General features: G+C 45.1%; 11 protein-coding genes. 4 read left to right on the top strand and 7 right to left on the bottom strand.

All coding sequences use genetic code 11. From position 1 onward, the window contains the following. Window positions 1-194 precede the first annotated feature (194 nt). A complete protein-coding gene (gene cphA, locus GTW09_RS02965; RefSeq protein ID WP_163109891.1) occupies window positions 195-3,023 on the top strand; it encodes a cyanophycin synthetase in 2,829 nt (942 codons plus the stop codon). After that, window positions 3,024-4,772: a Mur ligase family protein gene (locus GTW09_RS02960; protein ID WP_203565585.1), complete on the top strand. Its 1,749-nt coding sequence runs from the start codon at window positions 3,024-3,026 to the stop codon at window positions 4,770-4,772. Between the two features lie 21 nt (window positions 4,773-4,793). On the opposite strand, the gene lnt is transcribed toward GTW09_RS02960, so the two are convergent. The 5 genes from lnt to miaB all read right to left on the bottom strand — a co-directional run bounded on the left by lnt (window position 4,794) and on the right by miaB (window position 10,484). Further along, window positions 4,794-6,299 (bottom strand): apolipoprotein N-acyltransferase, encoded by a 1,506-nt coding sequence (gene lnt, locus GTW09_RS02955; RefSeq protein ID WP_163109985.1) that lies wholly within the window; start codon window positions 6,297-6,299, stop codon window positions 4,794-4,796. Window positions 6,300-6,378: 79 nt separating this feature from the next. Next, entirely contained in the window at window positions 6,379-7,236 is an 858-nt protein-coding gene (gene corC, locus GTW09_RS02950) for a CNNM family magnesium/cobalt transport protein CorC (protein ID WP_071981207.1), read from the bottom strand. Window positions 7,237-7,377: 141 nt separating this feature from the next. Then, a complete protein-coding gene (ybeY, locus tag GTW09_RS02945; RefSeq protein ID WP_163109889.1) occupies window positions 7,378-7,857 on the bottom strand; it encodes an rRNA maturation RNase YbeY in 480 nt (159 codons plus the stop codon). After that, window positions 7,854-8,951 carry a PhoH family protein gene (locus tag GTW09_RS02940; protein WP_071979341.1) on the bottom strand — a complete coding sequence of 366 codons (1,098 nt, stop codon included), beginning with the start codon at window positions 8,949-8,951 and terminating at the stop codon, window positions 7,854-7,856. Before GTW09_RS02940 ends, ybeY begins: the two co-directional genes overlap by 4 nt. Before the next feature lie 99 nt (window positions 8,952-9,050). Continuing rightward, window positions 9,051-10,484, bottom strand: a complete 1,434-nt coding sequence (gene miaB, locus GTW09_RS02935; RefSeq protein ID WP_163109887.1) for a tRNA (N6-isopentenyl adenosine(37)-C2)-methylthiotransferase MiaB — start codon at window positions 10,482-10,484, stop codon at window positions 9,051-9,053. Between the two features lie 325 nt (window positions 10,485-10,809). Here miaB and GTW09_RS02930 point away from each other — a divergent pair, with 325 nt between their 5' ends. Continuing rightward, window positions 10,810-12,072: an FAD-dependent monooxygenase gene (locus GTW09_RS02930; RefSeq protein ID WP_163109885.1), complete on the top strand. Its 1,263-nt coding sequence runs from the start codon at window positions 10,810-10,812 to the stop codon at window positions 12,070-12,072. Beyond that, window positions 12,072-12,248: a hypothetical protein gene (locus tag GTW09_RS17435; protein ID WP_198033598.1), complete on the top strand. Its 177-nt coding sequence runs from the start codon at window positions 12,072-12,074 to the stop codon at window positions 12,246-12,248. The genes GTW09_RS02930 and GTW09_RS17435 overlap by 1 nt, the downstream gene beginning before the upstream one ends. Window positions 12,249-12,388: 140 nt before the next feature. On the opposite strand, the gene GTW09_RS02925 is transcribed toward GTW09_RS17435, so the two are convergent. Together GTW09_RS02925 and GTW09_RS02920 are read right to left on the bottom strand one after the other, a co-directional pair. Further along, a complete protein-coding gene (locus GTW09_RS02925; protein WP_163109883.1) occupies window positions 12,389-13,111 on the bottom strand; it encodes a TorF family putative porin in 723 nt (240 codons plus the stop codon). A 229-nt stretch (window positions 13,112-13,340) separates the two neighbouring features. Beyond that, window positions 13,341-14,558 (bottom strand): BCCT family transporter, encoded by a 1,218-nt coding sequence (locus GTW09_RS02920; protein ID WP_163109881.1) that lies wholly within the window; start codon window positions 14,556-14,558, stop codon window positions 13,341-13,343. Window positions 14,559-14,696: the final 138 nt, after the last annotated feature.

Here is a 14,696-nt window from a genome sequence, read left to right as displayed (position 1 = left end):
GAGCTATTGCTTGCCGAATAAGGTTTACCATGCGACAGTGGAAAGCTGCACTCAAATGGTACAGCTCCATAGTAGACAGTGCATGGGCCGGAAGCACATGGAATTAAATTCGTGGGGATCCCTCAGGATCTGACCCCATTTATTCTGTAGTGTTGTTACATAGTATGGGAATTGAAAAAGGGAAGGTTGGTGTAATGAAAATTTTAAGTCAAAATGTGTATGTTGGTCCTAATGTTTACGCTAATTTCCCGGTTATTTGTTATCAAATAGATATTGGTGAGTTAGAAAAGTGGCCGTCGGTAAAACTTGGTCGAGAGTTTATTGATGGGCTAGTAGCTGCAATACCTAGTTTGCAAGAGCACGGCTGCTCTTATGGCGAAAAAGGAGGCTTCCTGCGTCGTCTCAATGAAGACGAAGGAACTTGGATTGGCCATATCTGGGAACATGTTGCTATAGAGCTTCAAAACTTAGCCGGTTCCGCAGTGTCTTTTGGTCGTACCCGCAGTTTAGAAAATGAAGGCTGTTACTATGTTGTCTATCAATACCATCAGCGCGATGTGGGGATAGAAGCCGGAGCACTAGGGTTAAAACTGTTAAAGCACCTAATGCCAAGCGAAGTTCAAAAGGCAATAAATGCAGAAATAGAAGACGATTTCGACTTTAACGATGAATTAACGGCCTTCATCAAAATGGCGCAGCGCAAGGAGTTTGGTCCAAGTACCGCTTCTTTGGTCGCAGCTGCAGAGAGCCGGGATATTCCATGGCTTCGCCTGAATAACTACAGTTTAGTCCAGTTTGGCCACGGCAAGCATCAGCAGCGTATTCAGGCCACTATCACCAGTGAAACTAAGCATATCGCTGTTGAGATTTCCTGCGATAAGGAAGACACCCACAACCTTCTTAATGATTTAGGCTTACCTGTACCTCAACAGTTAATGGTTTATAGCGAGCGACAGGCAATAAAAGCCGCAAGGCGCATTGGTTTTCCCGTCGTTTTAAAACCATTAAACGCCAATCACGGTCGTGGAGTGAGTATTAACCTAACCTCCGACGAGGAAGTGCAGGTGGCGTTTAGTGAAGCGCAGCAACACGGCACAAGTCGCGCTGTGTTAGTAGAGAGTTATCTAACGGGTTACGATCACCGCATGCTGGTGGTGAACAACGAATTAGTCGCTGTTGCCAAGCGCGTGCCCGGACACGTAGTGGGCGATGGCAAGCATTCTATTTCAGAGTTGGTCGACATCGTAAACCTCGACCCTCGCCGTGGAGTAGGGCACGAAAAAGTGCTTACTCGACTAGAGCTAGATAACCAAGCAATGCGGTTACTGGAAGAAGCAGAATATACCGAAGATACCGTGCTTCCAGAGGGAGAAACCTTCTTTTTGCGCTCAACAGCTAACTTGTCAACGGGCGGAACCGCCATTGACGTTACCGATATTGTGCACCCAGATAACCGAGATATGGCAATACGCGCCATAAGAGCCATTGGTCTTGATATTGGCGGCGTAGACTTCTTAACTGAAGATATTAGCCGTTCCTATAAAGAAATTGGCGGCGGTATTTGTGAATGTAATGCTGCACCTGGTTTTCGCATGCACGTGGCACCCAGTGAAGGTCAGCCTCGTGATGTGGCGGGCAAGGTGATGGACATGCTATTCCCAACCGGCAAAGACTCTCGTATTCCGGTAGCGGCAATTACCGGTACAAATGGTAAAACCACCACTTCCCGTATGCTGGCCAGCATTATGAAAGCCGCGGGTCATACAACCGGTATGACGTCAACCGATGGTGTTTATATCGACGGACACCTTACTGTTAAAGGTGACATGACCGGCCCCACGTCAGCACAAATTGTATTGCGCGACCCAAGCGTCGACTTTGCGATTATGGAGACCGCGCGTGGCGGCATAGTTAAGCGTGGCCTTGGTTATCAAACCTGTAATGTAGGTGCATGTTTAAATATCACTGCAGACCATTTAGGGCAGCGTGGAATTAATACGCTAGAGCAACTCGCCCAAATAAAGCGGGTTGTGGTAGAAGTAGCGCAAGACTGTGTTGTGCTTAACGCCGACGACATCCATTGTCTGCAAATGGCTGAGTTTTGTAGTGCCAAACAAATTTGTTACGTTACCATGGACCCAGGCCACGGCTTAGTGCGTGAACATATTCGACGTGGTGGCATGGCTGTAGTGCTTGAGAAAGGCATTAATGGCGACATGATCACTATTTACGATAAAGGCGCGCATATTCCCTTACTTTGGACACACTTAGTACCGGCTACCATTGAGGGCAAAGCTCTACACAACGTTCAAAACGCCATGTTTGCTACCGCAATAGCGTACAGTTTCGATACTAGCTTAGAGAATATCAGACAGGGCCTACGCATATTTAATACGTCCTTCTACCAAGCGCCAGGCAGATTGAACATATTCGACGAACACCCGTTTAAAGTTATTCTTGATTATGCACACAACCCAGCAGCCATTAAGACTATTTCAGACTTGGCGGCTCGATTAGACGTTAAGGGCAAACGCCGTTTGGTTATTGCTATGCCTGGCGATCGCCGCGATGAGGATATTATTGAATCGGCTAAATCTGTAGCTTCTACCTTCGACACTTTTGTTTGCAAAGCCGATGACGATAGACGCGGGCGCGGTTACGATGAAGTGCCACAGTTGCTGAAGAAAACCCTTATGGAAGAAGGCGTGGATGAAAAAGACATTCTCGTTATTCCTAGCGAGGAAGAAAGTATTGATGCGGCTTTATCGTCTTGCCACGCTGGCGACTTACTCATGATTCTAGGCGACAATATCACCCGTTGCTGGAAGCAAATAGTGCACTTTAATGACGACGGTGTGGCAGATACGCCGGAATCGCAAAACAATTTAACTCCATCACAGGACTATCCTGAAAAGCTATTCGAAGTTATTGAAAACAAGTTTGAGTTGCAGGAAGGCCAGCACATAGTAAACGACGAACGTGGCGTGCACATTGTTGTAGACCGCGATGAAGAGTCAGACTAAATGGACCAGCAGCAGAACGTAATTCGACTGGATTTAGATGAGGTACGGCGGCTGACGGGGCCGAATCTTTTATCTAATCATACTGGCGCTATCATCGATGTGTTGATAGAGGGGATTAGCGGCCAAGAGGTAATAGACTGTTTACAAGGTCACCTTCAGGCCATTCAACATCAGCTTGAATGGCATGAAAAAACTTTTGTTCGTTATTACGACGGGGGAGCGAGTTTATCGATGAGCGCTCCCATCGACCTCTTATACAGTGCTTGTGACATACTTGAACTCGCATGGGAATGCTGTGTTCTCGATTTTAGTAAGCTTTATGCCGTTCAGTCAGATACTTTGCCTCTTGCCAATTTTGCTAGCAGGATAGATGAACTGCGAACCGCTATTATAGAAGAAAGGAACCCCGCTCTTATTGCTTTTGTTCAAGCGGCTGAAAATAACAAAGTACGCTGCTTGGTAGATGATGATGAGGTTAGCCTAGGCGCTGGCGTAAGTGCGCAAACTTGGCCCATAGACGCTATTCCGGCTCCCTCAACAATTAATTGGCAACAGTTCAGTGAAATTCCTTTGGCGCTCATCACCGGCACCAACGGCAAATCGACAAGTGTTAGATTGGCTGCTCAAATTGCCAAGGCCGCAAACCTTAATTCGGGCGTTACCTCTACCGATTTTATAAAGGTAGGCGATGATATTATAGACGAGGGAGACTATTCGGGGCCCGGTGGCGCGAGAATGCTATTGAGAGACAACCGCACTGAAATAGCGTTCTTAGAAGTAGCTCGAGGTGGCCTATTGCGCAGGGGGCTACCGGTTTATCATGCCAATGCTGCGCTAGTAACCAACGTTGCCAGCGACCATTTAGGTCAGTACGGTATTAATACGGTAGATGACATTGCGCACGTAAAGCTCATGGTGAGTAAAGCCATTCATCAAGGCGACACCCTGGTGCTAAATGCCGACGACTCGCGCTTGGTAAAGTTTGTACATAGCAACGCAAACCCTAGTTCTGTTTGTTGGTTCAGCAAGTATGCAGACAATCAGCAAATAGTAGAGGCATTAGCTGCGGGTTGCCCATGTGTTTATGCGAAAGACAATCAGATCATTTATTTCGACGGCAAAATATCACACGCGATTGCTCAAATTGATCGTATACCCATGACCGTAAACGGCACGGCTTTGCACAACCTCGAAAACGCCCTTGGCGTGGTAGGGCTGTGTAAATCGATGGGAATAAGCAGTAAGGCAATAACTCAGGGCTTATTTGATTTCGAAAGCAATGCGTCGGATAACCCCGGTAGAACCAATATATACAAGCGCAAAGGCGCTACCATTATTGTGGATTTTGCCCATAATCCTCATAGCATGCAGGCTGTGATAAAAATGGCCTCAGGTTTAAAGCAAAAAAATGATTATGGCGAAATAAAAGTGTTGTTTGGCCATGCTGGTGACAGGTCTAACGAGGATATCAAACGTGTCGCCGATGCCATCGTTACCTTGCAACCTAATACTTACATTCTCACCGAACTAGAGAAGTATTTAAGAGGCCGCGAGCCGGGCGAAATATCGGACATTGTTGAGCATCATTTACTCGCAAGCGGTGTACAAGCTTCTCAGATACAACGGGCAAGTAGTCCCTTAGCTGGCACGCAGACGGCGTTGAAAGAGGTAAATGAAGGCGACTTGGTTTTGCTATTCGCCTTAACTGAGCGAGAGGAAATCCGCGCTTTTATTGAGTCAATAAAGTAGCCACCAAACCGAACTGGTTTATTAGTCAGCCGCTTTTTTCAAACGCCAAGCACAGATAAAGAGCACTAATACAAATAGCCACACGCCGTAATCTTGCAGGTGGTAGTAGGGCGTAAAGCCTTTGGTCGCTATAACAGGGGCGCTGATATTTGCAGATTCAAATTGTGGAAGCCTGGCATCAATACGCCCTTTGTGATCAATAAACGCAGTAATACCATTATTAGTCGCCCGCAGCACCGGGCGGCCTAATTCTAAGGCTCGCATTTGTGCTATTTGAAGATGCTGAGCAGGGCCGTGAGATTTGCCAAACCAGGCGTCGTTACTCACGGTAATTATCATATCGGTGTCACCATTAACGTTTGCTGTAACTTGTCTTGGAAATGCAATTTCAAAGCAAATAGCCGGTGCCAACTTTATTCCGTTCGCCTCTAAGTTTTGTTGCTGAAAATCACCCCGAGAGAACGATGACATTGGCAAATCGAAAATAGGAGCGAGGGGGCGCAATAGCGATTCAAACGGCACAAACTCACCAACGGGCAATAAGTGATGTTTTGAAAACCGGTTATTATGAAAATAGTGGTAGTTGGGGTAAGTCGCGTCTGGGGTTTTCTTGCCAACAACAATAAGGTTGTTCCATGCCTCATCGGTTTCCCAATTGAAGTTTACAATACCCGTGATGAGCGCCGTATTTTCATTAAACGCTCTTTCGTTTAACTGCGACAAGTAAGGTTGTGCTAATGGCTCAAGCTTTGGCACCGCAGCTTCTGGCCAAATAATTAAATCGCTACTCCATACTGTTTCCGTGAGTTCCAGGTAGGTTTGCATGGTCGCGGCGTCTTGTTCTGGTACCCAACGAAGACTTTGCGGAATGTTCCCCTGCACCATAGATACAGAGTAGGTTTTTGAGGGGCTAACCCAGGTATGCTGATACAGCAACGCGCCACAAATGAGAAGACTTGCTGTAATTGCCGAAGCAGATAAAAATGTGCGTTTGCTATTAATTATAGCTAGCGAGGCCGCACTGATAACAAGAAGCGCGGTTAACCCTGTTTCACCAATAATAGGTGCAAAGCCTGCCAATGGACCGTTAATTTGGCTATAACCCAAAGAAAGCCATGGAAAGCCAGATAACATCCAACTGCGCAGCCATTCGGCAAGTACCCAGAATAGTGGTAGTGCTAAAGGCCAAAGCTGAGGCTTAAAGTATTTAGCAGCAAGTTTAAAAGCGAGGGCTGGATATAACGCTAAATAGCCGCACAGCAATGCCATTAAGCCAATTGATGCAATTAATGGAAGCCCGCCAAAATCGGCAATACTCACATGCACCCAGCTAACGCCTGCGCCAAACCAGCCCATACCAAACAACCAGCCTGCCAAAAACGGCTTGTGCTTAAGTTTAATTAGCTGGCGTATAGCAATAGCTAGCGCTGGAATAGTAAGCGCCCACATTGAAAAAGGCGCAAAGGCTAGCGTTAAGCTGAGGCCGCTTGCAATAAGCAGCAAATAGGGAGTAAAGCGTTTTAGCATGGCGTTTTTAGCCAAAGCGCCTAGGGCACGTTGGCTCCATATTTTAATTATTCGATAGCGAGCTGGTGGTTAGCTACGGCTACTCGAGAGAAGGCACCGATATTTTTAGCTGTATCAAGCGACGTTTATCAGAGTTAGTCACTTTGAAGTGAATATCGCTAATTGTAACTTCTTCACCAGTTTCAGGCATATGCCCAAAGGCTTTAAGCACAATGCCGCCAATGGTATCGGCTTCTTCTTCACTAAAGCTGGTTTCAAAAAATTCGTTAAAATCGTCAACCGGTGTTAGTGCTTTTACCGAGTAAGTCGACTTGTTAAGCGGGCGAATATCGTCGGTGCCGTCTTCTTCAATATCGAATTCGTCTTCAATTTCACCAACGATAATTTCTAGGATATCTTCAATAGTAACAAGACCAGACACGCCACCGTATTCGTCTACCACAATAGCCATGTGGTAACGCTGCTGCCTAAATTCTTTAAGCAGTACATCTACACGCTTGCTTTCAGGAACAATAACGGCAGGGCGCAGTATGTCGCGAAGGTTGAAGTGTTTTTCGGTATTGAAAGCAAAAGAAAGAAGATCTTTAGCGAGTAAAATCCCTTCAATATGGTCTTTATCTTCGCTGATCACGGGAAAACGAGAGTGAGCGGACTCGAGCATAATGGGAAGAAACTCTTCCACTTTTTGTTCGACATCGATGGTGGACATTTGAGCGCGAGGGATCATGATATCTCTTACACGCATTTCGTTAACCCCAATAACCCCTTCAATCATTTCACGGGTTTGTGGGTCAATTATCTCATTTTGCTCAGCATCGGTAATAACTGCTACCAATTCTTGTCTATTTTTCGGCTCGCCAGAAATCGAATTTTTTAGTTTATCTAACCAACTCTTGCCTGATGAGCCGTTGGTAGAGTGGGGATTGTCGTCGCTCATAATATCCATTTTATTGTTTATTCAACACCAACGTTAAAATGCTTCTTACACGTCGTCAATGCTTTATTGTTTTAAATTATAAATCGCAGAATTTTCATACTCTTGGGTAAACTAACGTTTTAAAACCAAGAACATTGAAAATCAAGCTTCGTAAGGATTCGCAATATTTAAGGAGGAGAGAATTTCAATCTCTTTTCCTTCCATCTCGTCCGCTTCTTCATCGGATATATGGTCGTAACCAAGTAAATGCAATATGCCGTGTATCGTCATATGAGCATAATGATGCGTCGTGAGCTTTTTTTGCTCCTCGGCTTCTCGGCTAATTACCGGCGCACATATCACCAAATCGCCGAGTAAGTTCATTTCAATTCCCGGTGGTGCCTCGAAAGGAAAAGAGAGTACGTTAGTAGGCTTATTTTTACCGCGGTAATCGTTGTTGAGTTGCTGACTTTCTATTTCGTCGGTTAAACGAATAGTAATTTCTTGGTCGTGAAGATTCTCTGAGGATAAAACTGCATCAGCCCATACACTAAAGCTGTCGAGCGGAGGGATAGCGTTAGCTATCTCCTCGTCGCTGTTTTCGCCTTCATACGCGTTCTGGTAGTCGATAATTGCTGTCACGAGTTGCTCGTGTTCGCGTTTACGCTGCTTACGTCATTAGCACCACTTGCGGCAGAAGCTGCTTCTGCTTGTTGAAGGCGAAGTGCTTCTTCTTTCTTTTGCTTGCGGATGCGCTCTTGCTCGGCGTCGTGCTCTTCATAAGCGCGAACAATTCGCGCAACTACGGGGTGACGCACCACATCGTCGGCATTGAAGAAATTAAACGAGATATCGTCTACGTCGCTTAACACTTCAATGGCGTGGCGCAGGCCAGATTTAGCGCCGCGTGGTAAATCTACCTGTGTAATATCGCCGGTAATTACCGCTTTCGAATTGAAGCCAATACGGGTTAAGAACATTTTCATTTGTTCTACCGTGGTGTTTTGGCTTTCATCTAAAATAATAAAAGCATCGTTTAGCGTTCTACCACGCATATAGGCTAGGGGAGCTACCTCAATAACCGCGCGCTCCATAAGCTTCTCGACTTTTTCAAAGCCCAGCATTTCAAACAGTGCATCGTAAAGCGGGCGCAGATAGGGGTCTACCTTTTGCGATAAATCACCTGGTAAAAAACCTAGCTTTTCACCAGCCTCAACAGCTGGGCGAGTGAGAAGAATGCGTCTTATTTCTTGTCGTTCTAAGGCGTCTACCGCAGCAGCTACAGCAAGGTACGTTTTCCCTGTTCCGGCTGGGCCAATACCAAAGGTAATATCGTGGTTTATAATGTTAGCCACATATTGCGCTTGGTTTGGGTTTCGCGGCTTAATAACACCACGTTTTGTTTTAATGTTAACTTCTTTACCGTAGCCACCGTTTTCATCTTTTTCTATAACGCGGGCTTCTTGAATTGCAAGGTGAACCTGCTCAGCATCTAGGTCAGGAATACGACCTTTAACAGGCTGGGTTTCAACGTAAAGAAGCTTGAGTAGTTCGGTAGCGCTATTGGTTTGCTGTGGCTCTCCAAGCACCTTAAATGCGCTATTTCGGTATGTTATTTCAACACCCAACCTGCGCTCAATTTGCTTGATATTGTCATCAAACGGGCCACATAAACTCGACAAACGCTTACTATCTGCCGGTTCTAACTCAAATTCATTACTTACCAATGTACTCAAACTTCTACTTTCCTCGCTTTACGCTTTTTAAGAATGTTTCAATATTAAAAACGTTTATTTCAATAGTCTTTTCATTAATTGCCTAGGCCTAACGGACCGTTAGGCCGGCGTGAACTGGCCAACACCTAACTCGTTAGGGGTTTCTGCCTGATGCTTTGCCATAATAGATTGGGGCGATACGGCTACACGCAAGCCCATTTCACTTTCTCTGCGAACAACTTCGCCGCGCAATGAGTTAGTGAAAACGTCAACGATGTTTACATCAACAAATTCGCCAATCATGTCTGGCGTGCCTTCGAAATTAACAACGCGGTTGTTTTCAGTACGACCAGAAAGCTCCATTGGGTTTTTCTTCGATGGGCCTTCTACTAAAATACGTTGCTCAGTGCCTACCATGTGGCGCGCAATACGCAGCGCCTGCTGTGTAATGCGTTGCTGTAAAAGGTGAAGACGTTGCTTTTTGGTCTCTTCGCTAACGTCATCAACGGCGTCAGCCGCTGGCGTACCAGGTCGCGCGCTGTAAATAAAGCTGAAGCTTAGGTCGTAGTCGACGGCCTGGATCAAATCCATGGTAGCTTCGAAATCAGCATCCGTCTCGCCTGGGAAACCAATGATAAAGTCGCTCGACAAACTGATGTTAGGGCGAATCTTTTTCAGCTTACGCATCTTCGATTTGTATTCTAGCGCTGTATGGCCTCGCTTCATGAGGTTGAGTATACGATCTGAACCACTTTGCACCGGAAGATGGAGGTGATCGACAAGCTCTGGAATACTCTCGTAGGCATCAATAATATCGTCGGTAAATTCAACAGGGTGAGACGTGGTGTAACGAATTCTGTCTATACCATCAATGGCTGCAACCAACTCTAGTAACTCTGAGAAACGACAAACAGTACCGTCGTAGTGATCGCCACGATATGCATTCACGTTCTGTCCAAGCAGATTTACTTCACGCACGCCTTGACCAGCAAGCTGTGCAATTTCAAGTAGTACATCATCTACCGGGCGGCTTACTTCTTCACCGCGGGTGTAAGGTACTACGCAGAAGGTACAGTACTTCGAGCAGCCTTCCATAATAGATACAAACGCGGTAGGACCTTCAGCGCGAGGCTCGGGCAAGCGGTCGAACTTCTCAATTTCAGGGAAACTGATATCCATAACCGACTTGGCGCCACCTTGCAGTTCGTTAATCATTTCAGGCAAGCGGTGCAAAGTTTGAGGGCCAAATACTAAATCGACAAATGGCGCACGCTGACGAATGGTGTCACCCTCTTGAGATGCTACACAGCCACCCACGCCGATAATGAGTTCTGGCTTGTCTTGCTTCAGGTTTTTCCATCGGCCTAGCTGATGAAATACTTTTTCCTGAGCCTTTTCGCGAATAGAACACGTGTTCAGCAAAATAACATCAGCGTCTTCAGCAGTTTCAGCCGCGGTGAAGCCGTGGGTTGAGTCTAGTAAGTCTGCCATTTTCTCCGAGTCGTACTCGTTCATTTGGCAGCCCCAGGTTTTGATATACAGCTTTTTAGTCATAACAACTATTCGTTAACCTGTTAAGTTCTGGTAAGTGGTTGGTGGAGTATATGAATGTCGCGAGCATAAAAACGCGATGCCACCCACACAACACAGTTACGTTGAAGATGTTCAAAATAGCCGCACATTTTACCTGTTATGCACCTATATTCCCAGCGTAATAAGACGATTACCGGTTAATTTAAGGAATTAAAGAAATTTAAGTAATGACTCGATGTTGAAGCCGCAAGTGCTGGGCTAATCCATGATTTCTACTTAATTTGTGTTAATCACCGGTATTTTATATTCTGGTCACAGGAAATATGCATTTAATCATGGAGTAACAATGTACCACTTTTGCATTAATGGCGGCGGTATGGTGGGCGCAGCGTTGGCGTTAGGACTAGCGCAGCAACACTATAGCGTAGTAGTAATAGAGCCATTTGCTCCAAAAGATTTTTTTAAAAACGATGGGCCAGACCTTCGTGTTTCTGCCATTAGCGAAGCGTCGGTAACACTATTAAAAGCTCTCGGTGCTTGGCACTTTATAGAAAAGATGCGCGTAAAGCCCTACGTGGGCCTTAGCGTGTGGGATGACCCCAAACACAGAACCGACTTTACCGCTAAAAGTATTGATGTTCCTCAACTGGGATATTTTGTTGAAAATCGCTTGTTACAACTGGGCTGTCATCAGGCTTTGGCACTGCATGAAAATGTTACGGTTATAAGTAACGATGAGGTAAAAGAAATCACGTTGGCGAATAATACCGCCGAGGAGGCTTTTACAAACACTGCTGAGGGCTCTTGCAACACTATCGCTGAGGGCTCTTGCAACACTATCGCTGAGGGCTCTGTAACACTGACCTTGTCGTCAAACAAAAAAATTGAGGCGAAATGGCTTGTGGGGGCAGACGGCGCGCAATCCCAGGTGAGAAAAACCGCAGGTATTGGCACAACTGGTTGGCAATATGCTCAGCAGGCCATGGGCATTACGGTAAAAATGACTAAGCAAACGGAAGCGATTACTTGGCAGCAGTTTACGCCAACAGGGCCAAAAGCTTTTCTACCTATGTTTGATGAGTATGCATCATTGGTGTGGTACAACTCACCTGAAGAGCTCAAACGACTAAAAGGGCTAAGTAACACACAGCTGAAAAATGAAATTCTGGCTGCCTTTCCTGAAGAGCTGACAAAAAATGACAATGACTTTTCCGTAATCGATAAAGCAGTGTTCCCGCTAACGCGCATGCATGCAAGCGAGTATGTGAGAGGGCAGTGTATATTAGTAGGTGATGCGGCTCACACTATTAACCCTCTGGCGGGGCAGGGTGTAAATATTGGTTTTCGCGACGTACAGGCATTATTAGAGGTAACAGCTAGCAAGCCGGATTTAACGTCTATGGCTTTTCGCCGGCAGCTGAAAAATGACTTTGAAAAACCCCGTAGAAAAGACAATTTATTAATGATGTCGGCAATGGACGGGTTTTACAGCTTGTTTAGTAACGATATAGCCCCCATTAAATGGATAAGAAATCAGCTTCTTTCTGTAGCCGAGCATGCTGGGCCTATTAAGAAAGAAGTACTCAAATATGCTATAGGGATGCGTTGATGGAAGTGCTTATTTTACTCGCAGTGCTGTTTGGTGCACTGGTAATCGTTGTGCCGCTGCTAGAGCGCTCGAAAATGCGTATTAGTAACGAAGACGCGGCAAAATGGGCCAAGTGGATTTGGCCGCTAATGGGCTTACTACTTGTTGCACAGTTGATTAGGCTGGCGTTTTCTTAACAAGACTGAGCACTAGAAAAAGACTGTGCACTAGTTTCTCTTCACATACGAGGCTGCGCGATACAAGGCTGCATCGCGCATACCACGCTCATATTATACGCTCGTATTACACGCTCATATTAATGATACAGTGCGACAATTTAGAAGCTAAACGTTCTGGCAATACCAAATACAATACGCTCGTCTGCGGTGTCAAAATCTAAATTTGTATTTTCAGCTGCAATTTCAAAATCAAACCCTTTATAGCTGGTTTGATACGCTACACGATAATGATAAAACGAAGTGTCATTGCCTTGCCACAACCACTTATCACTGTCTAATGAGTTTGAGACGTCGAAGCTTGCACGTATATTGTGATTTGGCGCAAGTTCAAAGGTATGCGCTACCATTGCAATAGCGTGTTTTGCACCGGTACCAAAGTAGTCCCACGTGTACCAAAAATTAAGCTCTGAGTTTCCATAGTCGCTGGCATAACCAAATTTGGTATAAAGCTCTGGGTAGTTACCCGCACTAGAATCATCACCACCGTGATAAGAATAATAGGCAATACCGTAGTCTATGCTTACCTCTTCGGTAATAGTTTGATATCTGCCCACATAAAAGTCCCACTCAAGGTTAGTGTCGCCACCAAAATCGACATTTGATGCCCAGGTCCCAGCATAAAAACCATCGCTGAAGGCTTTATCCACACCGCCTTGAAGTGCAGGGTCGTTTTGAGTTTGGCTAACACCGTTAAAGGTATAGTCTGACACGGCAGATATGTTCGCGCTCCAATCTGCATGTGCTGTTGCCGAGCATATCAATGCAGAAATAATAGCGGTTATCAAGGTTGTTGAAGTGCAAAAAATGTGTGATTTACTCATGATTACTACCTATTTTTCTCTCTGTTTTTCTTTCTATGATTTGTGTATGGCTCGCTCTTCTTTGTGCACTTTCCCCTAGTGTGTTCTTTTGAATATATTCACGTATATTCATAAGTTTAGGGCGCAACCTGCCCACATCGGCTCAAAGCTGAGCCAATGCGAAGCAAGTTCATTTAGGTGCGAATGAAAAGCGACTTAAACGCTATAGATTTAGTTGCTATAGATTTAGTTAATTGGCACTTTCTATTTTTGTGAAGTCGATTTTGTTTTCTTTGGGTGAGGTTTTAATGGCCGTCACTGACTTGAATTTTTGACTTAAAATGAACGCAAAGCAGCTAAAGAAAACGGCTATCACCAAGGCGCCTACCCACTGAATTTGAAGGAAGTCGAGTTTAAACAGCAGAGTTAGCGCCGACAGCGCAACAATGTTGAGGGCGATATAGTTTCTCTTACCAATGCGTGCCACCGATATGTTGAGGTTGTCGGTATACAGCCTTATCAGTGAATCAAGAGAATTGATAACAAAAACAACACCAACAAATACCATCGCTAAATTTGTGAGCCCTTCGGTTGGAATGCCCGCGCTGTGATAGTGATAAAGCACTGAGAACCAAGCCGCAATTGGAATAGAAGGGATCACCATCATTGCTAGCAGCACCTGATATGTTTTGAGGCCGCCTACAAAGCGCGAGGTAAATTGACCTATCATAATACTCCAGCTGAACCACCAAAATAGATAGAACTCGTGGTACTCGTTCATAGGAAGTACGAAATGATCAATATTAGCGAAGTAACCGCCAATCAATCCAAGGTTTGTAAGATAAGCAGCAATTTGGCTTTCACCAAATATAAACGCACTAGCCCACATGCCTACAATTAACGCTATAAACACCCAAGTGGTTGTTAGACTTAAAATACGCACATACTTAATGTTGGTACTTGAATAAACAGCAAATGCAATAGCCGCAAAAACAATGAGATAAAACGCGGGTACTACAGATTCCCCATCGCCTATGCTGGGTAAATACCAAGGCAGATTCGACAGAAGTAAGAATGCGGTAAAGGCACAAGTTCCAATGATCACAACGTTGTTTATTAGCTTAACAACCGGGATCTCGAAGAATTTAACCTTTGGCTCGATTACGCAGAAATAAAAGCAAGTAAAAAAGTAAAACGCCCAAATGAAGAAGCCCCAAAACCCAAACTCAATAGCAAGGGGATTAGTGAATGCATATTCAGGACTTGCGCTTATGTCAGCATAACCTGCAAATTCGGTAAGCGGGAACATGATAAGCCCCACATCTAAACCCGAGGTAAAGAGAATAGCAACAAAGGTGAAGGTTCTAACTGGCGTTACACCAACCACTTTCATGTTGCCCCATTTGAACAAAATGTAAGCCACAGAAAGTAGGGTAAACATGATGCCTGCACTAAGCCATACTGTCATTATCACCCTCCCAATATTGATAGAAATGTAACATGCTTTTTCCTTTTTTAGTCGTTAGTTATTCCACCCAACTATATGTAGCGACCTTACCAAAGCTGCATATAGGCACTGTGGAAGACGCGCTTGAATATATTTCAA

This window comes from Alteromonas hispanica, from assembly GCF_010500915.1.
GTDB lineage: Bacteria > Pseudomonadota > Gammaproteobacteria > Enterobacterales > Alteromonadaceae > Alteromonas > Alteromonas hispanica.
The sequence above is the reverse complement of the archived record's forward strand: the minus strand, read 5'-3'. Positions and strand labels throughout refer to the sequence as shown.